The sequence below is a fragment of the Mesorhizobium sp. M0598 genome (assembly GCF_040320865.1).
Taxonomy (GTDB): Bacteria; Pseudomonadota; Alphaproteobacteria; order Rhizobiales; family Rhizobiaceae; genus Mesorhizobium.
This window is the reverse complement of the sequence record NZ_JAMYQL010000004.1, coordinates 49,865-74,277: the sequence shown is the minus strand read 5'-3', so window position 1 is coordinate 74,277 and position 24,413 is coordinate 49,865. Positions and strand designations below refer to the sequence as shown.

Here is a 24,413-nt window from a genome sequence, read left to right as displayed (position 1 = left end):
GAGCGACGTGCATCCAATTGGACGCACATAGTACGCTCTAAGACTTTCAATTTTCGCATCGGGCTTTCCGAAAATCGATTCCGATTTTCGGGCCGATGCGAGGAGCACGGCCCTTCAGAGCCGCGCATCCAACGTTTTGAACGGGCGCATGATCTTCTTCCGGTTTCGAGGTCATGCAAAAAATGGGAGATCGACGATGAATTCATTGCTGAAATCATGCACTGCCTTGACGGTCGCGCTGAGCTTCTCCGGCCAGGCCATCGCCCAGGTCAAGGAGCTCGGCAAAGGCGAAGGCGAGGTCAATATCGTCGCCTGGCCGGGCTATATCGAGCGCGGCGAAACCGACAAGGGCTATGATTGGGTCACGTCCTTCGAGAAGGAAACCGGCTGCAAGGTCAACGTCAAGACCGCTAACACCTCCGACGAGATGGTCTCGCTGATGAACGAGGGCGGTTTCGACCTGGTCACCGCCTCGGGCGATGCCTCGCTGCGTCTGGTCGCCGGCAAGCGCGTCCAGCCGATCAACACCGACCTCATCCCGAGCTGGAAGACGGTCGACGACCGGCTGAAGGATGCGCCCTGGTTCACCGTCGGCGGAGTCCATTACGGCGTCCCCTATCAGTGGGGGCCGAACGTGCTGATGTACAACACCGAAGTGTTCAAGGAGGCGCCGAAGAGCTGGAACGTGGTCTTCGAGGAATTGAAGCTTCCCGACGGCAAGTCGAACAAGGGCCGCGTCCAGGCCTATGACGGGCCGATCCACATCGCCGACGCCGCCAATTACCTGATGGCTCACAAGCCGGAGCTCGGCATCAAGGATCCGTACGAACTGACCGAGGATCAGTACAAGGCGGCGCTCGACCTGTTGCGGGTCCAGCGTACGCTGGTCGGACGCTATTGGCACGACGCCGCCATCCAGGTCGACGATTTCCAGAACGAAGGCGTCGTCGCCTCCGGTTCTTGGCCCTACCAGGTCAACACGCTGATCGCGGCCAAGAAGCCGGTCGCCTCGACTATCCCCGAGGAGGGCGTCACCGGCTGGGCCGATACCACGATGATGGAGGCCGATGCTGCCCACCCGAACTGCGCCTACATGTGGATGGAGCATTCGCTGTCGCCAAAAGTGCAGGGCGACGTCTCCGCCTGGTTCGGCTCGCTGCCGGTGGTGCCCGCCGCCTGCAAGGGCAACGAACTGCTCGGCGAAGAAGGGTGCAAGACCAACGGGTACGACAATTTCGACAAGATCAAGTTCTGGAAGACGCCGGTCTCGAAATGCGCCACCCAGAACGACCAGTGCGTGCCCTATTACCGCTGGGTGTCGGACTATATCGGCGTCATCGGCGGGCGGTGAGTTCGCCTCACCTACGAAGCTCGGCGCTGCCCCTCACCCTTACCCTCTCCTCGTGAAGAACGGGGGGTCGCCAGCGTTGGAGCGCCTCCCTTCTCCCCGTCCACTATACGAGGAGAAGGTGCCGGCAGGCGGATGAGAGGCAGCGCTACCGCCTGAAATTTGATGAGCCTGACAGATCAGGACAGCCCCATGACCTCCGCCGTTTCCTTCCAAAACGTCTCTCGCCATTTCGGCAGCGTGCGTGCCGTCGACGCGGTCGATCTCGACATCGTGCCGGGCGAGTTCTTCGCCATGCTCGGGCCTTCCGGCTCGGGCAAGACGACGTGCCTGCGCCTCATCGCCGGTTTCGAGCAGCCGACGGCGGGCTCGATCTCGATCTTCGGCGAACGCGCCGAGGGCGTGCCGCCCTATCGCCGCAACGTCAACACCGTGTTCCAGGATTATGCGCTGTTCCCGCATCTCAACGTGCTCGACAACGTCGCCTATGGGCTGATGGTCAAGGGCGTCGGCAGACCGGAGCGGCAAAAGGCGGCGGAAGAAGCGCTGGCGCTGGTGCGGCTTCCCGGCTACGGCGCCCGTCGCCCTGGCCAGCTTTCCGGCGGCCAGCGCCAGCGCGTCGCGCTCGCCCGTGCGCTGGTCAACCAGCCCAAGGTGCTGTTGCTCGACGAGCCGCTCGGCGCCCTCGACCTCAAGCTTCGCGAAAACATGCAGGAGGAGTTGAAATCGCTGCAGAAGGCGCTCGGCATCACCTTCGTGTTCGTCACCCACGACCAGGGCGAAGCGCTGTCGATGGCCGACCGCGTGGCCGTCTTCAATGACGGCAAGATCATGCAGATCGGCACGCCGGAAGACATCTACCAGCGCCCCAAGACCCGCTTCGTCGCCGATTTCGTCGGCTCGTCCAACGTGCTGCCGCCGGATTTCGTCCAGCGCTATGCCGGCCAGCGTCGCTGGGGCAGCCTGCGGCCCGAATCCATCCGTATTGGCCGGGCCAACGGCGAAGGGGTTGCCGCCCGCCTGGTCTCGACCAACTATCTCGGCGCCACGACAAGACTTGCTCTCGATGCAGAGGGCTTGCGGCTGCATGCCATTGTGCCGGCGGGTGCTGCCTTGCCCCGGGAAGGCGAGGCGGTGGTGCTCACCTTCAACCGCGAGCATTTGCATCTGATGGACGAGCTAGGATGAGCCTGGACGCTGCCATGCCGCGGGCCACGGCCCCCGCCATCCTGCCGGGTAGTGGCGGCGTACGCGGCGGGCTCTCCGATCTCTTCTGGCGCCGGCCGCAATTCTTGCTGCTCCTGATGCTGCTACCCCCGGTTCTTTGGCTCGGCATCGTCTATATCGGCTCGCTGTTTGCGCTGCTTTTGCAGAGCTTCTTTTCGATCGATGAGTTCTCCGGCCTCATCAACCGCGAGTTCACGCTGAAGACTTATGGCGACCTGCTGCAGGCCGCCAATCTCGACATCATCCTGCGCACGGTGACGATGGCGGCGCTGGTGACGCTGGCTGCGGCGGTCATCGCCTTTCCCATCGCCTATTACGCGGCGCGCTATGCGCGCGGCCGTTGGAAGGCGCTGTTTTATCTCGGCGTCATGCTGCCGCTGTGGTCGAGCTACCTGGTCAAGATCTATGCCTGGAAGCTGATCCTGGCCAAGGAAGGCATCCTGACATGGCTGCTGGCCAAATTGCATCTTCTCTGGCTGCTTGATGCCTGGCTATCGCTGCCGATCGTCGGCGGCAACTCATTGTCGGTCTCCTCAACCGGCACCTTCATCGTCTTCGTCTATGTCTGGCTGCCATTCATGATCCTGCCGGTGCAGGCCGCACTCGAGCGCGTGCCGGGCAATTTGGTCGAGGCTTCGTCCGATCTCGGCGCCTCGCCCGGCCAGACCTTCGGCAACGTGCTGTTCCCACTGGCGCTGCCCGGCATCGTTGCCGGCTCGATCTTCACCTTCTCGCTGACGCTCGGCGACTACATCATTCCTCAGATCATCGGCACCTCGCGGCTGTTCATCGGCCAGGCCGTCTATTCGCAGCAAGGCACCGCCGGCAACATCCCGCTCGCCGCCGCCTTTACCGTGGTGCCCATCGTTATCATGGGCTTCTATCTCTGGGGCGCCAAGCGCATGGGGGCTTTCGATGCGCTCTGACCGTGGCCCATCCGCGCCGATCGGCCTGAAGCTCGCTGCCACCGGCGGCCTGCTCTTTCTGCACCTGCCGATCCTGCTGATCTTCGTCTATGCCTTCACCACCGAGGAGAAGAGCTTCGTCTGGCCGCCGCCGGGCTTGACCACGCAATGGTTCGCCGTCACCTGGAACCGCCCCGACGTCTGGCAGGCGCTGTCATTGTCTGTGCGGGTCGCGGCGATCTCGACTGCCATCGCTCTGATCCTCGGCACGCTGTGCGCAGCCGCCGTGTCCCGCACAAAATTCTTCGGCCGCGAAACCATCTCGCTGCTGGTCATCCTGCCGATCGCGCTGCCCGGCATCATCACCGGCATCGCGCTGCGCTCGGCCTTCGCGCTGGCCGAAATCCCGTTCTCGTTCTGGACGATCGTGCTCGGCCACGCCACTTTCTGCGTGGTCGTCGTCTACAACAATGCGGTCGCCCGTTTCCGCCGCACGTCCGGCTCGATGATCGAGGCGTCGATGGATCTCGGCGCCGATGGTTTCCAGACCTTTCGGCATGTCGTGCTGCCCAACATCGCAACCGCGCTGCTGGCCGGCGGCATGCTTGCCTTTGCGCTGTCCTTCGACGAGGTCATCGTCACCACCTTCACCGCCGGCCAGCAGCAGACGGTGCCGATCTGGATGCTCGAAGAATTGATCCGTCCGCGCCAGCGTCCGGTCACCAATGTCGTGGCGATGGTGGTAGTGCTGGTGACGCTGCTCCCCATCCTCGCTGCCTATTACCTGACCCGCGACGGCGACCAGATCGCCGGTTCGGGCAAATGATCTCGTTCATAAGGGAGAGACTTCCATGGACACGCAGATGCTGATCGGCTCGAAATTCGAAAAAGGCACCGAGACCGAGGAGCCGATCCTCAACCCGAAGACCGGGGCGACCATCCTCAATCTGCCTGAGGCCAGCCCAGCGCAGATCGAGGCGGCCGTGCTTGCTGCCGAAAAAGCCTTCGTCACCTGGTCCCGCACAACACCGGCGCAGCGCGCCGGCTATCTCCTGAAGATCGCCGATCGCATCGAGGCTGCTGCACAGGATTTCGCGGCGCTCGAGGCGCTGAACTGTGGCAAGCCGATCAATGCCGTGCTCAATGACGAGATCCCGGCGATCGTCGACTGCTACCGTTTCTTTGCCGGCGCGGTCCGCTCGATGCCCGGCCAGGTCGCCGGCGAATACATTCCCGGCCACACCTCGATGGTCCGCCGCGACGCCATCGGCGTTGTCGCGTCGATCGCGCCGTGGAACTATCCGCTGATGATGATGGCCTGGAAGCTGGCGCCGGCGATTGCCGGCGGCAACACCGTCGTCTTCAAGCCGTCGGAACAGACGCCGCTGACCGCGCTGAAGCTGGCGAAAATCCTTGCCGAGATCCTGCCGGAAGGCGTCGTCAACGTCGTGCTCGGTCGCGGCGACAGCGTCGGCAACACGCTGATCAACCACCCGAAGGTCAACATGATCTCGATCACCGGCGACGTCGCCACCGGCAAGAAGGTGCTGCAGGCTGCCGCCAAATCGGTCAAGCGCACGCATCTCGAGCTCGGCGGCAAGGCGCCGGTCATCGTCTTCGACGACGCCGATCTCGGCGCGGTGGTCAACGGCCTGCGCGCCTTCGGCTATTACAATGCCGGCCAGGACTGCACCGCCGCCTGCCGCATCTACGCTGGCAAGAAGATCTACGACAAGCTCGTCGCCGACCTCTCCGCTGCCGTCTCGACCATCAAGTATGATCGTCCTGACGATACCGAAAACGAGATCGGCCCGCTGATCTCGCGTCGCCAGCGCGACCGCGTCTCGAGCTTCGTCGAGCGCGCCTCTGAGCTCAAGCACATCGAGATCACCACGGGCGGCAAGCCGGGCGAGGGCTCCGGCTTCTTCTACCAGCCGACCGTCGTCGCCGGCGCGCTGCAGGAGGACGAGATCGTGCGCCGCGAAGTGTTCGGTCCGGTGGTCTCGGTCACCCGCTTTTCCGAAGTCGACGAAGCGGTGGACTGGGCCAATGACTCTGACTATGGCCTGGCGTCGTCGGTGTGGACCAAGGATGTTTCGCGCGCCATGGCGACGGCGGCCCGGCTGCAATATGGCTGCACCTGGATCAATACCCATTTCATGCTGACCAACGAGATGCCGCATGGCGGGTTGAAACAATCCGGCTACGGCAAGGACATGTCGCTCTACGCGCTGGAGGACTATACGGCCGTCCGCCACGTCATGGTCGCTCACGGGTAGCGCCCGCGAGGAGACGCCTATTCTTCCGCCTCCTCCGCCTCGCCTCCGGCCGGCGCCACCAGCAGCACAGCGGCGCCTAGGAGCGCGGCGATAAAGGAGCCAGCGAGGATGCCGACCTTGACCGCGTCCTGCAGGGCGGCGTCGCTGGCGAAGGCGAGCAGGCCGATGAACAGGCTCATGGTAAAACCGATGCCACAGAGCAGCGAAATGCCGACCATGTGCAGCCAGCCGGCATTGACCGGCAGATCGGCGAAGCCAAGCCGGATGGCAAGCGCGGAAGACCCGAACACGCCGACCAGCTTGCCCAAGACGAGGCCGGCGGCGACGCCGAGCGTCAGCGGCTCGGCCAGGGCGGCAGCGCTGAGACCGGCGAGCGAGACGCCGGCGTTGGCAAAGCCGAAAATCGGGATGACGAAAAAGGCGACGACTTTGTGCAGGCCGTGTTCGAGCCGGTGCAGCGGCGAATGGTCGAGATCATGGCCGCTGCCCGGCGATATCTTCAGCGGTATGGTGAGGGCCAGCGCGACGCCGGCGAGCGTCGCATGGACGCCCGATTTGAGCACCAAAACCCACAGAACGATGCCGAGCAAGATGTACGGCAGCAGCGTCAGCACCCGCATGCGGTTGAGCACCACCAGCAGCGCGATCACGGCGAAGGCGGCGCCGAGATAGGCGAGCGAGAGGCCGCTGGTATAGAACACCGCGATGATGAGCACCGCGCCGAGATCGTCGATGATGGCGAGCGCGGTGAGGAATATCTTCAGCGAGCCCGGGACGCGCCTGCCGAGCAGCGACAGCACGCCGAGCGCAAAGGCGATATCGGTGGCGGTTGGGATCGCCCAGCCAGACAGAGCGGCTGGATTGTTGTGGTTGATGGCGACGTAGACCAGTGCCGGCGCTGCCATGCCGCCGGCGGCGGCGATGCCGGGCAGCACGCGGCGCGGCCAGGTCGACAGCTGGCCGTCAAGCATTTCGCGCTTGATCTCGAGGCCGACCAGCAGGAAGAACACCGCCATCAGGCCGTCATTGATCCAGTGCGAGACGCTGAGCGGTCCGAGATAGGCATGGAGGGCGGAGAAATAAGCCTCGCCCAGCGGCGAATTGGCGACGATCAGGGCCAAGGCCGCCGCAGCCATCAGGACGAGGCCGCCGGCCGCCTCGCTGTCGAGGAATTCGCGCAGCATGGAGACCAGCCGCTTTTCGTCCTGCATGTCGCCTCCGTCGTATCAGTAGCAAGGTCCGACACCGCCAAGCGATGATGCGCAAACAGCGCTGGCCGGGCAAGCCTGTAATGAGAGCCCTTTAGCGCGGCGCGCGCTTGGCGAGGATGCGTTGCAGCGTGCGGCGATGCATGTTCAGGCGGCGTGCGGTTTCCGAGACGTTGCGGTCGCACATTTCGTAGACGCGCTGGATGTGTTCCCAGCGCACGCGATCGGCCGACATCGGATTTTCTGGCGGCGCTGCGCGTTCGCCCGCGGTGCGGGTCAGGGCGGCAAAAATATCGTCGGCATCGGCCGGCTTCGACAGATAGTCGATGGCGCCGAGCTTCACCGCCGTCACCGCAGTGGCGATGTTGCCGTAGCCGGTGAGGATGATGGCGCGGGCATCGTCGCGCTTCTCGCGAATCGCGGCGACGACGTCGAGGCCGTTGCCGTCGGCCAGCCGCATGTCGACCACCGCATAGGCCGGCGGATTGGCGCGCGCTTTGGCAACCGCCTCCTCGACGCTCTCCGCCGTCTCGACCACGAAACCCCTGGTTTCCATGGCGCGGGCAAGCCGCGTCAGGAACGGCTTGTCGTCGTCTACGATCAGCAGCGAGGTATCCTCGCCTTCGACCATTGCGCCAATCGTTTCGTCAGTACTCATCGTGCTGAAAATCCTGCTGCCTGATTTTTACGCAAATATAGTTTCGCAACGCTATTGTCCAATTTAGGCCGTGTCGAACATGGTGGCCGAAGCCTGCTCGGGATTGAGGAAGACGCTGCGCGGCCACGATATCTGCACGATAGCGCCCTCGCCGGGCTCGCTTGAATTGCGGAAATCGAGCGTCGCGCCGGAGCGTTCGAGCAAGGTCTTGGCGATGAATAGGCCGAGGCCGAGGCCGCCGCCGGCTTCGGTGCCTTGTCGTGTCGACATATAGGGTTCGCCGATACGGTCGATGATCTCCGGTGGAAAGCCCGGCCCGTCGTCGATGATCGAGAAGCTGACGGCGGCTTCATTCCAGTTCCAGCGCACTGTCACGCTGTTGCGGGCGAAGTCGACCGCGTTCTCGACCAGATTGCCGAGGCCGTAAATGACGCCGGGATTGCGCCGGCCCACCGGTTCCGGGCCGATGCGCTCGCCCGGCCGAAGCTTGATCGAAATGCCGAAATCGCGGTGCGGCGCCGTCACCTCCTCGACCAGCGAGGTCAGCGGCAGGCGCGAGAGGTGCACCTCGCTCTCGGAGGACAGGCTGGTCAGGCGCTTCAGGATTTCGCGGCAGCGCTCGCTCTGCGAACGCAGCAGCTTCACGTCCTCGCCGTATTTCGGATCTTCGCCAAGCGCCTTCTCCATTTCCTTGGCGACCAGTGTGATGGTGGCGAGCGGTGTGCCGAGCTCGTGCGCGGCGGCCGCGGCGAGGCCGTCGAGGGCAGAGAGATGCTGCTCTCGCTGCAACACCAATTCCGTGGCGGCAAGCGCGTTGGCAAGCAGCCGCGCCTCCTCGGCCACCCGGAAGGCATAGATCGCGGTAAAGGCGATGGAGCAGAACACCGCCATCCACATGCCTGCGACATAGATGAACGGCATCGCCAATGGCGCGCCCTCATGCCATGGCAGCGGCAGGTGGTAAAAGACCAGCAGCGTCGCCGCCACGATCACCAGCGCGCCGAGCATGGCGGTCAGCCGCAGCGGCAGCGACGTCGCCGAGACGACGACGGGCACGGTCATCAGCAGCGAAAACGGATTGGTGAGTCCGCCGGTCATGTAGAGCAGGCCGGCAAGCTGCAGGCTGTCGAAGGTCAGGATGGCGAAGGCCGAGAACGGGGTAAGCCGATGCGCCGCCGGATAGCGGAAGGTCAGCAAAAGGTTCATCCAGGCCGAACAGGCGATCAGCGCAAAACACATGCTGACCGGCAGCGGAAATTTCAGCCCGTAAGCGACGACAAGCACGGTCAGGCTCTGGCCGACGATGGCAAGCCAGCGCAACCTGATCAGCGTGTTGAGGCGCAGCCGCTGGCTTTGCTGGAAGTCGGGTGCGTGCAGGATGTTTATCATGGCAAGTGATTATAGAGGGGAAACAGCCGGAGGTCTTTTCCGAAAACCGCCGAAGCCGGCCCTCGGTTCGGAATGACAGTCTGGAAGCATCAGGTACCGCGCGGCTTGGCGCGGCTGGTGGCGGCGGCGAGAAGCGGGTTCTCCGGCCAGACATGCCTGGGATAGCGGCCGCGCATCTCTGCCCGCACATCGGCCCAGGAGCCGCGCCAGAAGCCGGGCAGGTCGCGCGTCGTCTGGATCGGCCGGTGAGCCGGCGACAGCAATTCGAGCGTCAGCGGCACAGTGCCGTTGGCGATCGCCGGATGCCGGTCGAAGCCGAACAGTTCCTGCACGCGGATCGCCAGCACCGGCCATTCGCCGTCATAGCGGATCGGCAGCCGGCTGCCCGACGGCGCGTCGAAATGGGTCGGCGCCAATGTGTCGATCTTGCGCTGCAATTCGTGCGGCACCAGCGTCATCAGGCCTTGCGAAAGCACGCTGGGATCGATTGCCGCAAAGGATGCCGCGCCGGAAAGGAACGGCAGCAGCCAGTCGTCGAGGCGCTCGACGAGCGCGGCGTCGGAGACATCGGGCCATGGCGCGCCGAGGCCGCGATGCAGCCAGCCGAGCCGCTGCCGCAACGTCTCCGCCTCCCTGTTCCACGGCAACAGGGCTAGGCCGTGTTCGCGCAAGGCGTCGAGGATGGCGCGATCCGCGTCGGCACCGGTCGGCGCCGGCAGCATGCGTTCGGACAGCGTGATGGCGCCGAGGCGAACCGTTTCGCGCACCCGCACCGCGCGCCTGTCGCGGTCGAAGCTCACCTCGCGGCGGGTCTCGATCTTTTCCGCCAGGGCAGTGCGGATGTCGGCCTCATCGATGGCTGCCGCTGCGGTGATGCGGGCGTTCTGCGCCTTGCCCTGCAGGTCGGCGACGACGAGCCAGGTCTCGCCGGCCAGCGGATCGGAGGGGTCGAGCATGGCGCCCGAGCCGTTGGCAAGCACGAAGCGGCCACGCTCGCCGCGCGCTTTGGCGACCCGATCCGGCCAGGCATGGATGAGGAGAGCGCCGGCTGTGCTGCCCTCCCCCTTGAGGGGGTCGGAAGGACGGGCGAGACCCGTGGCTCGCCCCGGCGCGTCGATCCGCGTGGCGGATCGGGGTGGGGTCGGTTCGGGCACGCCATCGACGACCCCGCCCCGTCTCCCTCGTCTCGCTGCGCTCGGCTCGCTCGCCGACCCTCCCCTCAAGGGGGAGGGTGAAGCCTGCTTTGCCAGCCTCTCAGCCAGCTGCCGGGCGGCGGTGGCGCGCGGCGATCTTTCGGCGCGAAAGCGCAGCAGCCGCCGTTCGAGATCGGCACCATCGCCGCCAAGGCCACGCTCGGTCAATAATACGGCGAGCATCGCCGCCTCGAGCGCCTCTCCGGTCCTTGCCGCCTCGGCGACCATGTGGGCGAGCCGCACCGGTAGCGCCAGCCTGCGCATCGCGGCACCGGCATCCGTCAGGCGTCCTGCCGCATCGACAGCATCGAGCGCACGTAGCAGTACCCTCGCCTCGGTGAGCGCCGAAGCCGGCGGGGGGTCGAGGAAGGACAGGCTGGTCGGATCGGCGACGCCGAACGCCGCGCTATCGAGCAACAGGCCGGAAAGATCGGCCTCGAGGATTTCCGGCGGCGTGAAGGCCGGCAGGGCCGCCGTCTGCTCGGCCCGCCACAACCGGATGGCGACGCCCGGCTGCGTGCGCCCGGCACGGCCGGCGCGCTGGTCGGCGGAAGCGCGGGAAGCACGTACCGTCTCCAGCCGCGTCAGGCCGCTCGCTGGCTCATAGCGCGGCAGCCGCGACAGGCCGGAATCGATGACGACGCGCACGCCGTCGATGGTGATGGAGGTTTCGGCGATCGACGTCGCCAGCACGACCTTGCGGCGGCCGAACGGCGCCGGCTTGATCGCCGCGTCCTGCGCCTTGTTGTCGAGCATACCATAGAGCGGGACGATGTCGGTATCGGCGCCGACCTTGCCCGCCAGCCGCTCGGCGGTGCGCTCGATCTCGCGCTGGCCGGGCAGGAAAGCGAGCACGCTGCCCTCCTCCCCGGCAAGCGCCGAGCGGATCGCCTTGGCCATGGCGTCCTCGATGGTGACGCCGGCCGGCCGCTCGTCATAGCGGATGTCGACCGGGAAGGCGCGGCCTGCGCTCTCGATCACCGGCGCGCCGGACAGCAATTTTGCGACACGCGCGCCGTCGAGCGTTGCCGACATCACCAGCAATCTGAGTTCGGGCCTCAGCGCACCCTGCACGTCGAGCGCCAGCGCCAACCCGAAATCGCCGTCGAGCGAGCGTTCGTGGAACTCGTCGAATAGCACCGCCGCGACACCAGGCAGTTCCGGGTCGTCGAGGATCATGCGGGACAGCACGCCTTCGGTGACGACGAGAATCCTGGTCTTTGCGGAACTGCGGTTTTCCATGCGCATGGCATAGCCGACGGTTTCGCCGGGCTCTTGGCCGAGCAATTCGGCCATGCGGCGGGCGGCAGCGCGGGCGGCGAGGCGGCGAGGCTCGAGCAGGATGATCTTTCCGCCGCCGAGCCATTCAGCGTCGAGCAGCGCCAGTGGAACCAGCGTCGTCTTGCCGGCACCGGGCGGCGCCACCAGCACGGCGCTGTTACCATGGCTCAGCGTTTCATTGAGCGCCGGCAAGACAACGGAGACCGGCAGGTCCGGCAAGGGTTTTGTCGTCATTGTGCTATGCTGTGCAGCCAGTTGGCAGCGACCGCATATCAGCGGTGGCGGTCGCGGCGCAACCTCGGCGCCGACTCAAAGCCTGGTCCGCAAAAACGGGTTCCAGCGCACCGTGCCGAGCCGCACCTCCTCGCGCACCATCGTTAGCAGGCCGGAACCGCCGACCACGGCCAAGCCGACCAGCGACAGAAAATCCGGATATTCCCTGAAGAACAGCGCACCTAGAACCACCGCCCAGACGATCTGCGAGTAATGCGTCGGCGCGATGCGGTTGGCCGGCGCGTGTTTGACCGCCAGCAGATGCAGCAGCTGGCCGCCGGCGGTAAAGGCGCCGGCCAGCACCAGCCAGGCCCATTGCCTGCCATCCGGCAGCGAGAACGAGGTAGCCGCCGCACCGACGCCGTTGAAGAGCAGGCCGTAGCCGATCAGCACGCCGAGCATCGTTGTGCGCTTTTCCTGCGCGGCGAGCGAACGCATCAGGATGACATTGGTGGCGGCCAGGAAGGCGATGATGAACGCCGCCAGATGGCCAAGCTGCAACTCGCGAAAACCAGGCCTGACGACCAGCATGACTCCGGCAAAGCCGGCGACGACCGCCAGCCACCGCCATGGGCCGACCTTTTCCTTGAGGACCAGCGTGGCCAGGATAGTGACGAACAGCGGCGCCAGAAAGATGAGCGCATAGACTTCCGCCAGCGGGATGGTGGTGAAGGCATAGACGCTGAGCACGCCCGAGGCGATGCCGGCCCAGGCCCGGGCCTGTACCGCCCAGGGCCGGTTGGTGCGCCAGAAATCGAGCCAGCGCTCGCCTGCCGGCCTGGTAAAGAGCAGAAAGCAGCCGGCAAACAATGTCGAGAAGAAGCCGATCTCGAAGACGTTGAACTGCCCGCCCAGGCTTTTGACAACAGCGTCGCTGCACGAATAGCTTGCATAGGCGATGAGCGCGAGCAGAATTCCGTTGGGCACGTTTTTCCATTTCCGGGAGAGATGAGAGTGAAGATATTGGCGCTTGGCGCGCATTCGGACGACATCGAGATCTTCATGTTCGGTACGATGGCGGCCTATGCCGCGCAAGGCGCAGAACTCTTTTTTGCCATAGCCACGGATGGCACCAGGGGCGGCTATGGCGATCCGGCCGCACTTGCCCGCACGCGCCGCAAGGAGGCGACGGCGGCGGCCGGCCTGCTTGGCGTGACGCCGCGCTTCCTCGACTTTCCCGATGGCGGGCTGGTCGCGGATGCCGCGCTGATCGGGGCGCTCAAAGCACTGATCGGCGAGATAGGGCCGGATCTGGTGATAACGCATGCGCCGAACGACTATCATGGCGACCACCGCGCGCTGTCGGATGGCGTGCGCATCGCAGCGTCATTCTCGGTGCCGGTGCTACATGCCGACACGTTCGGCGGCACCGGGTTTTCGCCAACGCACTACGTCGATACCTCCAGGCATTTCGATCTCAAGGCGGAGGCGATCCGGGCGCACCAGTCGCAGGATCCCGAGCGTTTCGTCGACGCGGCGCGCACGCAGAACGCCTTTCGCGCCGGCCAGTGCAACGGCCCAGCCGGATCGTTCGCCGAGGCCTTCCGCTTCGAGCCAGTCTTCCCCTTCGCCGATATCCGCGCGCTGCTGCCGCCGGCCCCAGTGATCCGTCCGGTGGCCGTCAGCAACAAGACGGTGACCTAGGCAGGTCGCCGCAACTTCTCACGTTGCTTTCCTATCCAGCATGCTGCGATGCAGCAACGAATTCGCTTGCCTTGTTTAGTAAAAATTGCATCACTAAACAAATTACTAAACATCCGGTGCGGCGCCGCGTCGTTGTGTTTAGGCCCCCGAGGAGGGGTTTAGCGGGCTCTTGAAACCGTCATCCGGACGCGTTTCGCAAATGGGAGGAAGGCATGAAATCGACCTTGAAATTGGCGTTGGGACTGGCATCGACACTCTTTGCGTCGACAGCCGTTTCGAATGTCGCGCAGGCAGAAGATCTGACGCTTTGCTGGGCAGCCTGGGACCCGGCCAACGCGCTTGTGGAATTGTCCAAGGACTTCACCAAGGAAACCGGCATCGGCATGAAATTCGAATTCGTGCCGTGGACCAACTATGCCGATCGCTTTCTCAACGAGCTGAATTCGCACGGCAAGCTGTGCGACCTCATCATCGGCGACAGCCAGTGGATCGGCGGTGCCGCCGAGAACGGCCATTACGTCAAGCTGAACGACTTCTTCGACAAGGAGAAGATCAGCATGGACGATTTCGTGCCGGCGACCGTCGTCGGCTATTCGGAATGGCCGAAGAACTCGCCGAATTACTGGGCGCTGCCGGCCATGGGTGACGTCGTCGGTTGGACTTACCGCAAGGACTGGTTCTCCAAGCCGGAGCTGCAGAAGGAATTCAAGGAAAAGTACGGCTGGGATCTCGGCCCGCCGACGACCTTCGACCAATTGAAGCAGATCGCCGAATTCTTCCAGAAGCGCGACATCGACGGCAAGACCGTCTATGGCGCGTCGATCTACACCGAGCGCGGCTCGGAAGGCATCACCATGGGCGCCATGGACGTGCTCTACAGCTTCGGCTTCCAGTACGAAAACCCGAAAAAGCCCTACGAGATGGAAGGCTTCGTCAACTCCGATAAATCGGTGAAGGGCCTGGAGTTCTACAAAGCCCTCTACGATTGCTGCACCCCTCCCGGCGCCTCGAACAGCTACATGGGCGAAGGCGTCGATGCGTTCAAATCCGGCCAGGTGGCGATGCACATGAACTTCGCCTTCACCTGGCCAGGCCTGCAGAAGGACGAGAATGTCGGCGGCGACAAGATCGGCTATTTCGTCAATCCCAAAGGTCCGGACGGGGACCAGTTCGCCCAGCTCGGCGGCCAGGGCATCTCGGTGGTCTCCTATTCCGACAAGCAGGAAGCCGCGCTCAAATACATCAAATGGTTCGCCAACAAGGACGTGCAGTCCAAATGGTGGTCGCTCGGCGGCTATTCCTGCCTCAACGCGGTCGTCAAGGACCCGGCCATCTCGGCCAGCCAGCCCTACGCGCAGACCTTCCTCGACTCGATGGCCATCGTGAAGGACTTCTGGGCCGAGCCGAGCTATGCCCCGCTGTTGCAGGCATCGCAGAAGCGCTTCCACGACTATGTCGTTGCCGGGCAAGGCTCGGCCAAGGATGCGCTCGACGGCCTCGTCAAGGACTGGACCGAGGTCTTCCAGGACGATGGCAAGATGTAAACGGCTCCTCCCGAGCCCATGACCGAACCGTCCCGTGCCACTTGGCACGGGACACAGTTCAGATAAATTCCATTGTCGAGACGAGCAAGTGACCGAAGCAGGACTGACCATGCTCAATCGGACGGCGGACAGCGTTGCCCGGGCTACGCCCGAGCCGTTGGCCCGCAAGGTCCGGGGCATCAGCGACAAGGGCCTCGCCTGGCTGTTCATCTCGCCGACGATCCTGTTGCTTTTAGCTATCAACATCTTTCCGCTGTTCTGGGCAATCTATCTGTCCTTCACCAATTTTCGCGCCAATCGGCCCAACGAGGTTGTGAAGAACCTTGGGCTGGCAAACTACAAGCGCATCCTCGCCGACCAGGACATCTGGATCGCCATGCAGACGACGGCGCATTTCGTGTTCTGGACCATCCTGCTGCAGACGCTGATCGGCTTCACGCTGGCTTGGCTGATCGACCGCAAGTTTCGCGGCCACGCCTTCTGGACGACAATCATCCTGGTGCCGATGATGCTGTCGCCGGCGGTGGTCGGTAATTTCTGGCGCTTCCTCTACGAGCCGCAGATCGGGCTGTTCGCCTACGCCGTTTCGTTCGTCACCGGCATTCCGGCAACCGAAATCAGCATGCTCTCCAACGTGTCACTGGCGCCATGGTCGATCATCATCGTCGACACCTGGATGTGGACGCCTTACGTGATGCTGATCTGCCTCGCCGGCCTGCGCTCGATCCCCGAATACATCTACGAAGCGGCCGAGGTCGACCGCGCCTCCAACTGGCGGCAGTTCTGGTCGATCACGCTGCCGATGGCGCTGCCCTTCATCATGCTGGCGGTGCTGTTTCGCGGCATCGAGAACTTCAAGATGTTCGACATGGTCAATTTGCTCACCGGCGGCGGGCCGGGATCGACCACCGAAGTGGCCTCGATCACGCTGAAGCGGCAGGCCTTCGAAAGCTGGCGGACGGGCTATTCCTCGGCCTTCGCCATCATCCTGTTCGTCGCAGTGTTTGGCCTCGCAAACATCTACGTCAAGGCGCTCAACAAGGTGAAGCAGAGATGAGCCTGACGTCAGCCCATTCCGTTGTCGCGCCGTCGGCCACGTCGAAGCGCGTCGCCGGCACGATCATCGTCGCCTACGCGCTGATCTCGATCGTGCCGCTGCTGTGGATCTTCGCCACAAGCTTCAAGACGCCGCCGGATTCGATCGCCTATCCGCCGAAGATCCTGTTCCAGCCCAGCCTCGAGGGCTACTGCAACCTGTTCTCGACCCGGACTCGGCAAACACCGGAATACATCAACTCGCTGGGACCGGCGACGGGCCTGTGCGACGAGACGGTGCGCAAGCGCAACATGGTGATCGCCGGCCCGTCCAACTTCATGCCGCGCTTCGTCAATTCGCTGATCATCGCGTTCGGCTCGACGTTTTGCGCGGTGTTCCTCGGCACGCTGTCGGCCTATGGTTTTTCGCGCTTCAAGGTGCCGCTCGCCGACGACCTTCTGTTCTTCATCCTGTCGACGCGGATGATGCCGCCGATCGCCGTCGCCATCCCGATCTACCTGATGTACCGGGAGCTTGGCCTGTCGGACACGGCTCTCGGCATGATCCTGCTTTATACGGCGGTCAACGTGTCCTTGGCGGTGTGGCTGCTGAAAGGCTTCATCGACGAGATCCCGCGCGAATATGAAGAAGCGGCGATGATCGACGGCTACACCAGGCTGCAGGCGTTCTGGCGCACGGTACTGCCGCAGGCGACCACCGGTATTGCCGCAACCGCCATCTTCTGCCTGATCTTTGCCTGGAACGAATATGCCTTCGCTGCGCTACTGACCTCGGGCACGGCGCAGACCGCGCCGCCCTTCATCCCGACCATCATCGGCGAAGGCGGTCAGGACTGGCCGGCGGTCGCGGCCGGCACGACGATCTTCCTGGTGCCGATCCTGGTCTTCACCATCCTGCTTCGCAAGCAATTGCTGCGCGGCATCACCTTTGGCGCGGTGCGTAAATGAGCATGACCGCAAAACGCAAATCGCGCTGGCCCGTCTGGGCCAGGCGCGGGCTGATGGAAAACGTCGCCACCGCGATCATCGCCATCGGCTTCCTGATGCTGTTCCAGCCCTTCGCACTGGTGCTCTACACCTATTCCTTCATCACCATGCTTGCGGGCACGGCGATGTTCATCATCGTCTCGAAATTTCCGGAGTAGACGATGGCCGAGATCAGGGTCGAACATCTGAGGAAGGCATTCGGCGATTTCGTCGCCGTGCAGGATTCCAACTTCGTCGTCGAGGACGGCGAATTCTTCGTCATGCTGGGGCCGTCCGGCTGCGGCAAGACGACGACGTTGCGCATGATCGCCGGGCTCGAACTACCGACCGGCGGCAAGATCCTGCTTGGCGGCGAGGACGTCACCATGCGGCGTGCCCGCGAGCGCGACATCGCCTTCGTCTTCCAGCTGTTCGCGCTCTATCCGCACATGAATGTGCGGAAGAACATCGGCTTTCCACTGCTGGCGCAAGGCATGCCAGGCGCTGAAATCCGGAGCCGAGTGGAGGAGACGGCGAAGCTTTTGCGGATCGACCATCTGCTCAACAAATCGGTCTCCGGGCTTGCCGGCGGCGATCGCCAGCGCGTGGCGCTCGGCCGCGCCATCGTACGGCGGCCAAAATGTTTCCTGATGGATGAGCCGCTCGGCACGCTCGACACCGAATTCCGCGACCTGATGGTCCATGAATTGCGAGAACTGCACAACCGCATCCACGCCACCACCGTCTATGTCACGCATGACCAGATGGAAGCGATGTCGATGGCCGACAAGATCGCGGTGATGAACCACGGCGTCATCGAGCAGTTCGGCACGCCGCGCGAGATCTACGACCGGCCGGCGACGATGTTCGTCGCCGACTTCATCGGCTCGCCGCCGATGAATTTCCTCGGCTTCGGCGGCGGGCTTTCAAAGGGCGCCAGGGAAATTGTTGTGCAAGGCGCGAAGGTGGCCGTGCCGGAGATCCGCGAGGACGTCGCGCCGGCCGAGATGGCGCTTGGCATCCGACCGGAGCACATCCGCTTCGACGACGCTTCGAAGCTGCGCGGTGCTATTTACGGCACGGAATATCTCGGCACCACTCAGATCGTGGCGGTGGAGACAGCAGACGGCATCATCAAGGCCAGGGTGCCGGCCGAAATCCGGCTCAATCCGGGCGATCATGTGGGCCTGGCGCTGAGCAGCGCGCGGCTGTCGCTGTTCGCAAAAGGATCCGGCCGTGCGGTGCGCACCGAAATCCATGACTCGGCCTCCCAGGGGCGAGCACATCATGGCTGACGTTCACATCAAAAGCGTGACCAAGGCTTTTGGCGAGCATGTCGCCGTCGACAATCTCGACCTGCATATCGCCGACGGGGAATTCGTCGTGCTGCTCGGGCCGACCGGCGCCGGCAAGACGACGACGCTCAGGCTGATCGCCGGGCTGGAGCGTCCGGAAGCGGGCTCGATCCATATTGCCGGCCACGACACGACGACGCTGTCGCCGGCCGAGCGGGACACCGCTTTCGTGTTCCAGCAATATTCGCTCTATCCGCATCTGTCGGTTTACGACAACCTCGCCTTTCCGCTGCGCTCGCCAGCACGGAAAATGCCGGAGGATCAGATCCGCCGCCGCGTCGAGGACGTGGCCAAGATGGTGCGCATCCACCACAAGCTGAATAATCGCTCGACCAAACTCTCTGGCGGCGAGATGCAGCGCGTCGCCATCGGCCGCGCTTTGGTGCGCAAGCCGTCGATCTACCTGATGGACGAGCCGCTGTCGTCGCTCGACGCCAAGCTGCGCGCTGATCTCAGGCTCGAGCTGAAGCGCATCCAGGCGGAACTCGGCGCCACAATGCTCTACGTCACGCACGACCAGATCGAAGCGATGACCATGGCCGACCGCATCGGCATTCTCGCCGACGGCGTGCTGGTGCAGATCGGTTCCCCGCGCACGATCTATTCTGAGCCGGCAAACCTTCACGTCGCCGCAAGGCTCGGCCAACCGGCAATCAATTTGTTGCCGGTCGGACTGCTGCCGGATGGTGGCGCGCCGGCGGGAACAAAGACGATCGGTGCTCGTACCGAACATCTTTCGATCGAGAAGGCGGCGAACGGCCATGCCGACGGCGTCGTCGATTGGGTCGAGCATCTCGGCGACCAGAACCATCTGCATGTGACGGTGGGGACCAGGAAGCTGGTGACGCTAACCGACCCCGACACCGACCTGGCGCAGGGCGACAAGATCATGATCCGCTATCGCTCGCCGCTGTATTTCGGCCCCGATGGGCGACGGCTGATGTGAGCGCTGCGCGAGTGTTTTCCTGGCACCTTTCAACCGGCAATTTCGGGCACCGGACTGGACCAATTCGATGAAGCATTTTTTCAATCGCAGGGATACGATCGTAACTGAGGCCCTGGACGGCTTCCTCGGTACGACCGGCGCCGGCGATCTCGCTCGCCTCGACGGCTATCCCCAGATCAAGGTCATTCTCCGCGCGGACTGGGATAAGACCAAGGTCGCGGTCATTTCCGGCGGCGGGGCCGGGCACGAACCTGCCCATGCCGGCTTTGTCGGCATTGGCATGCTGACGGCGGCGGTTTCGGGCGATATCTTTGCTTCGCCGAGCGTGGAAGCGGTATTGGCCGCCATCCGCGCGGTGACCGGTCCCACCGGGTGCCTGCTGATCGTCAAGAACTATACCGGCGATCGCCTCAACTTCGGCTTGGCCGCCGAGAAGGCGCGCGCCGAAGGCTTCCGCGTCGAGATGGTGATCGTCGCGGACGACATTGCCCTGCCTGATATTGCCCAGCCGCGTGGCGTTGCCGGCACCTTGTTCGTGCACAAGATCGCCGGCCACCTGTCGGAAGCCGGCAACGATCTGGCGACGGTTGCCGCTGCGGCGCGGGCGGCCGCGGCGGATATCATTTCACTCGGCATATCGCTGTCATCGTGCTCGATCCCCGGCCAGAGCCATGACGAAAGATTTGGCGCCAACGACGCTGAACTCGGCCTCGGCATCCATGGCGAACCGGGCGTTGAGCGGATTGCGGTGCAAAGTGCCGAAAGGCTGGTTGCGATCATGTCGGAGCGCCTTGCCGCGCGGCTCGATCCGGTCAGCGACTACGCCTTGCTGATCAATAATCTCGGTTCGGTGCCACCGCTGGAAATGTTGCTTGTCGCCAATGCGGTATTGGCTTCACCGCTGGCACAAAAGGTGACGCTGACAATCGGGCCCGGGCAGCTTATGACCGCGCTCAACATGAACGGCTTTTCCCTGTCGCTGATCCGGCTCGATGCGTCGCGCGAAGCGGCGTTGCGGGCGCCGGTAGGCCCTCACGCCTGGCTGCCGGCAAGAGCCGTTCGCCAAGCCAGCGTCGTGCCGATGGCCAAAGCCGCCGGCCCGAACAACGCGTCGAAAGCCAGCCAGGACGCACGCACCGACCGGTTGGTTGTCGCGGTCTGCGAACGGCTGATCTCGCTTGAAGGCGCGTTGAACGGACTGGATGCCAAGGCGGGAGACGGTGACACCGGATCGACTGTGGCGGCCGGTGCGCGCAGCGTGCTTGGCCGCATTGCGACACTGCCGCTCGCTGACCCTGCCGCAACGCTCGCCGCCGTCGGCGACATCCTGAGCGCCAGCATGGGCGGCTCTAGCGGCGTGCTGTTGTCGATCTTCTTCACCGCCGCCGCGCAGGCGCTGGAGTCTGGCGAAACGCTTCCCAAGGCGCTTCTCGCCGGCCTCGATCGGATGTCCTTCTATGGTGGAGCGAGGGTCGGCGATCGCACGATGATCGATGCCCTGGAACCCGCCTTGAGGGCGCTGGATAGGGGGAGTCTGGAAGATGCGGCAGTCGCGGCGCAACGCGGAGCCGAGGCCACCGCTGCCATGCGCAAGGCCAAGGCCGGGCGGTCCGCCTATATTGGCAGCCAGCTCGACGGCGTGGTCGACCCCGGCGCCTTTGCCGTCGCCGAGGTCTTCACTGCCCTCGCTGCGTTGCTCGAACCCGCTTGACTGGGGAAAAGAATGCTTCAATTGCCGGATATGCAATTTTCTCGTACTGCCGGCAGCGCAGGGGCCAGGAGCATGGGTGATATGGCGGCAGCGGATATTTCCAGGCTGATCGAGGCGGCGGCAAACGCGATCGCCGCACATGCCGAAGAGCTGACCAGTCTCGACCAGGCCATCGGCGACGGCGACCATGGGCTCAACATGAAACGCGGCTTCGAGGCAGTGCGGGCCGAGGCCGGCGCGTTTGCGGCAAAGCCGTTGCCCGAGGCGCTGAAGGCGATCGGCACCAAACTGGTGATGACCGTCGGCGGAGCCTCCGGTCCCTTGTTCGGCACGCTGTTCATGGCGCTCGGCAAGGAGATTTCCGCCGCGCCGGGTCGCGCCGACCTGGCGGCGGCCTTCGGCAAGGCGATCGAAGCGGTTGCCGCTAGAGGCAAGTCGCAGGCCGGGCAAAAAACCATGCTCGACGTGCTGCAGCCGGTGCATGAGGCCCTGCTGCAGGGAAAGACGGCAGCGGACATCGTCGAGATCGCCGACAACGCGGCCGACGCGACCGTGCCGATGAAGGCGCTGCGTGGGCGCGCCTCATTCCTTGGCGACCGTTCGGTCGGTCATATGGATGCCGGCGCACGCTCGACTGCGCTTCTGGTGCGGGCCGTAGCCGAGGCAATCGAGAGGCGCGCATGAGCAATGTCGGCATCGTCATCGTATCGCATTCGCCGCTGGTCGCCGAAGGCACCGCCGACATGGTGCGGCAGATGGTCGGCAACGAAGTGCCGCTTGCATGGTGCGGCGGAAACGGCCATGGCGGGCTGGGAACCAATGTCGAGGCGATCATGGGCGCCATCGACAAGGCCTGGTCGGAGGCGGGGGTCGCGATCCTCGTCGATCTCGGCGGTGCCGAGACCAATAGCGAGATAGCGGTCGAGATGATCGGCGAACCACGCGCCCAGAAGATCATCGTCTGCAATGCGCCGATCGTCGAAGGCGCGGTGATGGCGGCGACCGAGGCTTCCGGCGGCGCCTCGCTCAGGGAAGTGGTGGCGACGGCGCACGAATTGTCGCCGTCGTGAACGAACGGGAATTTTGACAAGCATGTCCGCAGCAGCCGAAGCCAGCGTCCTGATCACCCATGAGGTGGGACTGCATGCGCGTCCTTCGGTGAAGTTCACCAAGCTTGCCAAGACGTTTTCGGCCGACGTCGAGATTGCGCTCGCCGCCAACGGGCCATGGTTCGACGCCAAGAGCATCGTCAAGGTGATGGCGGCGAAAGCGCCGAAAGGCACTGTCCTGCATATCAGAGCCAAAGGGGACGGCGCCGGCGAGGCGGTCGGCGCACTGGTCGAGCTGGTGCGGCGCGATTTCGACGAAGGCAAGGACCATGCCCGAACCGCTTAGGCTGCAGGGCATTTCGGCATCGGCCGGCTATGCCGAGGGGCCGCTGTTCGATCTGGGCCAGGCTGCTGTGCGTTATGTCCGCAAGGCGACTGCCGCGGACGAGAAGGCGGCGCTTGAGGCCGCCATCTCCATTGCCGCAGGCCGGCTCGCGACATTGATCGAAACCAGCGACAGCGAGGCGGCCGGGATCCTCGAATTCCAGCTCGCCATGCTGGAGGACGACGCGCTGACCGGCCCGGCCTTTGCGCGAATTGCCGAGGGCATGGCTGCTGATGTGGCTTGGCGAAAAGGGCTCGACGCCGAGATAGCCGGCTATGAAACATCCGAGCAGGACTATTTCCGGGCGCGCGCGGCCGACATGCGCGACATACGCGACCAGGTGCTACGCGCGCTTGCCGGGGGCGGCGACATTGCCGCGCCGGCAGGTGCGATCTTCTACGGCGAGGATATCGCACCGACGCGCTTCCTCGAAACCGACTGGAGTGCCGGCGGCGGCATAGCACTTACGGCCGGAAGTGCCGCAAGTCATGTCGCAATGCTGGCACGCTCACGCGGCGTGCCAATGGTGGTGGGGTTGGGGCTCGTAGCGCGTGGGGTAGCCGGGCCCGGTGCTTCGCCGGCTCAGCTTGTCGGAATCGCACTGCTCGATGCCGAACATGGCGGCATCGTGTTGGCGCCTTCGAAAGCGGAGATCGAGGCATTCCGGCGATCGTCGTCGTCTTTCGCGGCGCATCGCGACAATGCGGCAGCCTATTTGACAAGGCCGGCAGCAACGAAGACCGGCATAGCGGTCCACGTGCAGGTGAATATTGCCGATCCGTCCGATGTCGACCGCATCGATGCTGCGGCGTGCGACGGTGTCGGGCTGATGCGGACCGAATTCCTGTTCGGCAAGACGCTGCCGGACGAGGAGACGCAATATCGCGCCTACCGTACGGTGCTGGAATGGGCAGGCGACAGGCCGGTGACGATCCGTACTGTCGATGCGGGCGGCGATAAACCTGTGCCGGGCCTGACCGTCGAGGAAGGTAATCCATTCCTTGGCCTGCGCGGGATCAGGCTGTCACTGATGCGTCCGGCGGTCTTTCGTGTGCAGATCCGCGCTTTGCTACGTGCTGCCATGCACGGCAATCTGAAGGTGATGTTCCCGATGATCGCCGTTCCGGAAGAGTATGAACACGCCACCGCGCTGTTCGCTGAGGAGCAGGCTGACCTTTTGGCGCGCGGCATCGCGCACAAAATGCCGCCGCTTGGCATCATGGTCGAGGTGCCGTCGGTGGCCATCGCACCGGAGGCATTCGCCAAGGCCGCCTTCTTCTCGATCGGCTCGAATGATTTGACCCAATACGTGATGGCCGCCGCGCGCGACAATGCGTCGGTCGCACATCTGAATTCCGTCAGGCACCCAGCCGTGCTCCGGCTGATCGCCTCGGTTGCCGCCTTCGGCCGCGAGCATAATATCCCGGTCAGCCTGTGTGGCGATGCCGGCGGCGACCCCGCCTCGATCCCGGCGCTGCTCGAAACCGGCCTGCGTGACCTCTCCGTCGCTCCCGCCCAACTCGCGATGGCCAAGGCGGCCATCGCGGACGTTTCGATCTAGGCCCCGGTATGGCAGACAAGGCGTCGCAATCCGGCCCCGAAGAGGCGATCCGCGCCTACAAGACGATCCTGTCGCAGGTGATCGACCAGCGCCCGTCCGGCATGCGCCAGCGCCTCGCTGATGCGCTGGGCAAGCATCGCAGCTTCGTCACGCAGATTTCCAGCCCGGCCTATTCGACGCCGATCCCGTCGAAGCATTTGCCGGCTATCTTCTCCGTCTGCCATTTCAGCCCGGCCGAACGCGATCATTTCCTTGAGGCCTACCATCGGGCGCATCCGGGAAAGATGTCGCTGGCCGCAGGCTTGCGCAAGACACGCCATGTCTCGCTGATCGTTCCCGATTTCGGCGACGACAAGCAGAACGCGGCGCTCGACCGGGCGGTCAACGATTTCATCCAGAAGATCACCAGCATCGCCGGCAAGGGCAGCTGACGCT

Annotated in this window: 23 protein-coding genes; 18 read left to right on the top strand and 5 right to left on the bottom strand. The window is 64.2% G+C overall.

Features of this window, described 5'->3' with window-relative positions:
• Positions 1-196 precede the first annotated feature (196 nt).
• From NKI59_RS07180 to NKI59_RS07160, 5 genes are all read left to right on the top strand, one after another.
• Entirely contained in the window at positions 197-1,351 is a 1,155-nt protein-coding gene (locus NKI59_RS07180; RefSeq protein WP_352703263.1) for an ABC transporter substrate-binding protein, read from the top strand.
• A gap of 189 nt (positions 1,352-1,540) precedes the next feature.
• Positions 1,541-2,536 (top strand): ABC transporter ATP-binding protein, encoded by a 996-nt coding sequence (locus tag NKI59_RS07175; protein WP_352703261.1) that lies wholly within the window; start codon positions 1,541-1,543, stop codon positions 2,534-2,536.
• A gap of 14 nt (positions 2,537-2,550) precedes the next feature.
• Complete coding sequence (locus NKI59_RS07170) at positions 2,551-3,501, top strand: ABC transporter permease (protein ID WP_352454675.1); 951 nt, start codon at positions 2,551-2,553, stop codon at positions 3,499-3,501.
• Complete coding sequence (locus NKI59_RS07165; protein ID WP_023676345.1) at positions 3,491-4,306, top strand: ABC transporter permease; 816 nt, start codon at positions 3,491-3,493, stop codon at positions 4,304-4,306. Before NKI59_RS07170 ends, NKI59_RS07165 begins: the two co-directional genes overlap by 11 nt.
• A 25-nt stretch (positions 4,307-4,331) precedes the next feature.
• Positions 4,332-5,759, top strand: coding sequence for a gamma-aminobutyraldehyde dehydrogenase (locus tag NKI59_RS07160; RefSeq protein ID WP_352568331.1), 1,428 nt, complete (start codon positions 4,332-4,334; stop codon positions 5,757-5,759).
• Between the two features lie 17 nt (positions 5,760-5,776).
• Here the strand turns inward: NKI59_RS07160 and nhaA are convergent, their stop codons facing one another.
• From nhaA to NKI59_RS07135, 5 genes are all read right to left on the bottom strand, one after another.
• A complete protein-coding gene (nhaA, locus tag NKI59_RS07155) occupies positions 5,777-6,970 on the bottom strand; it encodes a Na+/H+ antiporter NhaA (protein ID WP_352703259.1) in 1,194 nt (397 codons plus the stop codon).
• A gap of 91 nt (positions 6,971-7,061) precedes the next feature.
• Positions 7,062-7,625 (bottom strand): ActR/PrrA/RegA family redox response regulator transcription factor, encoded by a 564-nt coding sequence (locus NKI59_RS07150; protein ID WP_023676342.1) that lies wholly within the window; start codon positions 7,623-7,625, stop codon positions 7,062-7,064.
• A 63-nt stretch (positions 7,626-7,688) separates the two neighbouring features.
• Positions 7,689-9,014 carry an ActS/PrrB/RegB family redox-sensitive histidine kinase gene (locus NKI59_RS07145; protein ID WP_352448476.1) on the bottom strand — a complete coding sequence of 442 codons (1,326 nt, stop codon included), beginning with the start codon at positions 9,012-9,014 and terminating at the stop codon, positions 7,689-7,691.
• Between the two features lie 89 nt (positions 9,015-9,103).
• On the bottom strand, positions 9,104-11,722 hold the full coding sequence (gene hrpB, locus NKI59_RS07140) for an ATP-dependent helicase HrpB (RefSeq protein WP_352703257.1): 2,619 nt from the start codon (positions 11,720-11,722) through the stop codon (positions 9,104-9,106).
• A gap of 75 nt (positions 11,723-11,797) precedes the next feature.
• On the bottom strand, positions 11,798-12,688 hold the full coding sequence (locus NKI59_RS07135) for a DMT family transporter (protein ID WP_352703255.1): 891 nt from the start codon (positions 12,686-12,688) through the stop codon (positions 11,798-11,800).
• Positions 12,689-12,715: 27 nt separating this feature from the next.
• On the opposite strand from NKI59_RS07135, the gene NKI59_RS07130 reads away from it, so the two are divergent.
• The 13 genes from NKI59_RS07130 to NKI59_RS07070 all read left to right on the top strand — a co-directional run bounded on the left by NKI59_RS07130 (position 12,716) and on the right by NKI59_RS07070 (position 24,409).
• Positions 12,716-13,405 carry a PIG-L deacetylase family protein gene (locus NKI59_RS07130; RefSeq protein WP_352591132.1) on the top strand — a complete coding sequence of 230 codons (690 nt, stop codon included), beginning with the start codon at positions 12,716-12,718 and terminating at the stop codon, positions 13,403-13,405.
• A gap of 212 nt (positions 13,406-13,617) precedes the next feature.
• A complete protein-coding gene (locus NKI59_RS07125) occupies positions 13,618-14,949 on the top strand; it encodes an ABC transporter substrate-binding protein (RefSeq protein WP_352703253.1) in 1,332 nt (443 codons plus the stop codon).
• Between the two features lie 109 nt (positions 14,950-15,058).
• Positions 15,059-16,006: a carbohydrate ABC transporter permease gene (locus NKI59_RS07120; protein ID WP_031211681.1), complete on the top strand. Its 948-nt coding sequence runs from the start codon at positions 15,059-15,061 to the stop codon at positions 16,004-16,006.
• Positions 16,003-16,953, top strand: a complete 951-nt coding sequence (locus tag NKI59_RS07115; protein WP_023676335.1) for a carbohydrate ABC transporter permease — start codon at positions 16,003-16,005, stop codon at positions 16,951-16,953. Before NKI59_RS07120 ends, NKI59_RS07115 begins: the two co-directional genes overlap by 4 nt.
• On the top strand, positions 16,950-17,150 hold the full coding sequence (locus tag NKI59_RS07110; RefSeq protein ID WP_023676334.1) for a hypothetical protein: 201 nt from the start codon (positions 16,950-16,952) through the stop codon (positions 17,148-17,150). Before NKI59_RS07115 ends, NKI59_RS07110 begins: the two co-directional genes overlap by 4 nt.
• A 3-nt stretch (positions 17,151-17,153) precedes the next feature.
• Positions 17,154-18,266: an ABC transporter ATP-binding protein gene (locus NKI59_RS07105; protein ID WP_023676333.1), complete on the top strand. Its 1,113-nt coding sequence runs from the start codon at positions 17,154-17,156 to the stop codon at positions 18,264-18,266.
• The gene (locus NKI59_RS07100) at positions 18,259-19,272 is read left to right on the top strand and encodes an ABC transporter ATP-binding protein (RefSeq protein WP_023676332.1); all 1,014 of its coding nucleotides are present in this window, start codon (positions 18,259-18,261) and stop codon (positions 19,270-19,272) included. Before NKI59_RS07105 ends, NKI59_RS07100 begins: the two co-directional genes overlap by 8 nt.
• Before the next feature lie 67 nt (positions 19,273-19,339).
• On the top strand, positions 19,340-20,983 hold the full coding sequence (locus tag NKI59_RS07095; RefSeq protein WP_352703251.1) for a dihydroxyacetone kinase subunit DhaK: 1,644 nt from the start codon (positions 19,340-19,342) through the stop codon (positions 20,981-20,983).
• Between the two features lie 81 nt (positions 20,984-21,064).
• On the top strand, positions 21,065-21,667 hold the full coding sequence (dhaL, locus tag NKI59_RS07090) for a dihydroxyacetone kinase subunit DhaL (protein WP_352703249.1): 603 nt from the start codon (positions 21,065-21,067) through the stop codon (positions 21,665-21,667).
• A complete protein-coding gene (gene dhaM, locus NKI59_RS07085) occupies positions 21,664-22,053 on the top strand; it encodes a dihydroxyacetone kinase phosphoryl donor subunit DhaM (protein WP_352703246.1) in 390 nt (129 codons plus the stop codon). The genes dhaL and dhaM overlap by 4 nt, the downstream gene beginning before the upstream one ends.
• A gap of 22 nt (positions 22,054-22,075) precedes the next feature.
• Entirely contained in the window at positions 22,076-22,378 is a 303-nt protein-coding gene (locus NKI59_RS07080; RefSeq protein ID WP_023676329.1) for an HPr family phosphocarrier protein, read from the top strand.
• Complete coding sequence (gene ptsP, locus NKI59_RS07075) at positions 22,362-23,978, top strand: phosphoenolpyruvate--protein phosphotransferase (protein WP_352703244.1); 1,617 nt, start codon at positions 22,362-22,364, stop codon at positions 23,976-23,978. Before NKI59_RS07080 ends, ptsP begins: the two co-directional genes overlap by 17 nt.
• 8 nt (positions 23,979-23,986) lie before the next feature.
• A complete protein-coding gene (locus NKI59_RS07070; RefSeq protein WP_023676327.1) occupies positions 23,987-24,409 on the top strand; it encodes a hypothetical protein in 423 nt (140 codons plus the stop codon).
• Positions 24,410-24,413: the final 4 nt, after the last annotated feature.

Bases quoted from the DNA above. Each gene is read 5' to 3' on its own strand.
- NKI59_RS07180 (WP_352703263.1), top strand. From the start codon at position 197: ATGAATTCATTGCTGAAATCATGCACTGCCTTGACGGTCGCGCTGAGC.
- dhaL (WP_352703249.1), top strand. From the start codon at position 21,065: ATGGCGGCAGCGGATATTTCCAGGCTGATCGAGGCGGCGGCAAACGCG.
- NKI59_RS07110 (WP_023676334.1), top strand. From the start codon at position 16,950: ATGAGCATGACCGCAAAACGCAAATCGCGCTGGCCCGTCTGGGCCAGG.
- NKI59_RS07175 (WP_352703261.1), top strand. From the start codon at position 1,541: ATGACCTCCGCCGTTTCCTTCCAAAACGTCTCTCGCCATTTCGGCAGC.
- ptsP (WP_352703244.1), top strand. From the start codon at position 22,362: ATGCCCGAACCGCTTAGGCTGCAGGGCATTTCGGCATCGGCCGGCTAT.
- NKI59_RS07105 (WP_023676333.1), top strand. From the start codon at position 17,154: ATGGCCGAGATCAGGGTCGAACATCTGAGGAAGGCATTCGGCGATTTC.
- NKI59_RS07170 (WP_352454675.1), top strand. From the start codon at position 2,551: ATGCCGCGGGCCACGGCCCCCGCCATCCTGCCGGGTAGTGGCGGCGTA.
- dhaM (WP_352703246.1), top strand. From the start codon at position 21,664: ATGAGCAATGTCGGCATCGTCATCGTATCGCATTCGCCGCTGGTCGCC.
- nhaA (WP_352703259.1), bottom strand. From the start codon at position 6,970: ATGCAGGACGAAAAGCGGCTGGTCTCCATGCTGCGCGAATTCCTCGAC.
- NKI59_RS07080 (WP_023676329.1), top strand. From the start codon at position 22,076: ATGTCCGCAGCAGCCGAAGCCAGCGTCCTGATCACCCATGAGGTGGGA.
- NKI59_RS07125 (WP_352703253.1), top strand. From the start codon at position 13,618: ATGAAATCGACCTTGAAATTGGCGTTGGGACTGGCATCGACACTCTTT.
- NKI59_RS07145 (WP_352448476.1), bottom strand. From the start codon at position 9,014: ATGATAAACATCCTGCACGCACCCGACTTCCAGCAAAGCCAGCGGCTG.
- hrpB (WP_352703257.1), bottom strand. From the start codon at position 11,722: ATGACGACAAAACCCTTGCCGGACCTGCCGGTCTCCGTTGTCTTGCCG.
- NKI59_RS07115 (WP_023676335.1), top strand. From the start codon at position 16,003: ATGAGCCTGACGTCAGCCCATTCCGTTGTCGCGCCGTCGGCCACGTCG.
- NKI59_RS07070 (WP_023676327.1), top strand. From the start codon at position 23,987: ATGGCAGACAAGGCGTCGCAATCCGGCCCCGAAGAGGCGATCCGCGCC.
- NKI59_RS07150 (WP_023676342.1), bottom strand. From the start codon at position 7,625: ATGAGTACTGACGAAACGATTGGCGCAATGGTCGAAGGCGAGGATACC.
- NKI59_RS07095 (WP_352703251.1), top strand. From the start codon at position 19,340: ATGAAGCATTTTTTCAATCGCAGGGATACGATCGTAACTGAGGCCCTG.
- NKI59_RS07160 (WP_352568331.1), top strand. From the start codon at position 4,332: ATGGACACGCAGATGCTGATCGGCTCGAAATTCGAAAAAGGCACCGAG.
- NKI59_RS07165 (WP_023676345.1), top strand. From the start codon at position 3,491: ATGCGCTCTGACCGTGGCCCATCCGCGCCGATCGGCCTGAAGCTCGCT.
- NKI59_RS07120 (WP_031211681.1), top strand. From the start codon at position 15,059: ATGCTCAATCGGACGGCGGACAGCGTTGCCCGGGCTACGCCCGAGCCG.
- NKI59_RS07100 (WP_023676332.1), top strand. From the start codon at position 18,259: ATGGCTGACGTTCACATCAAAAGCGTGACCAAGGCTTTTGGCGAGCAT.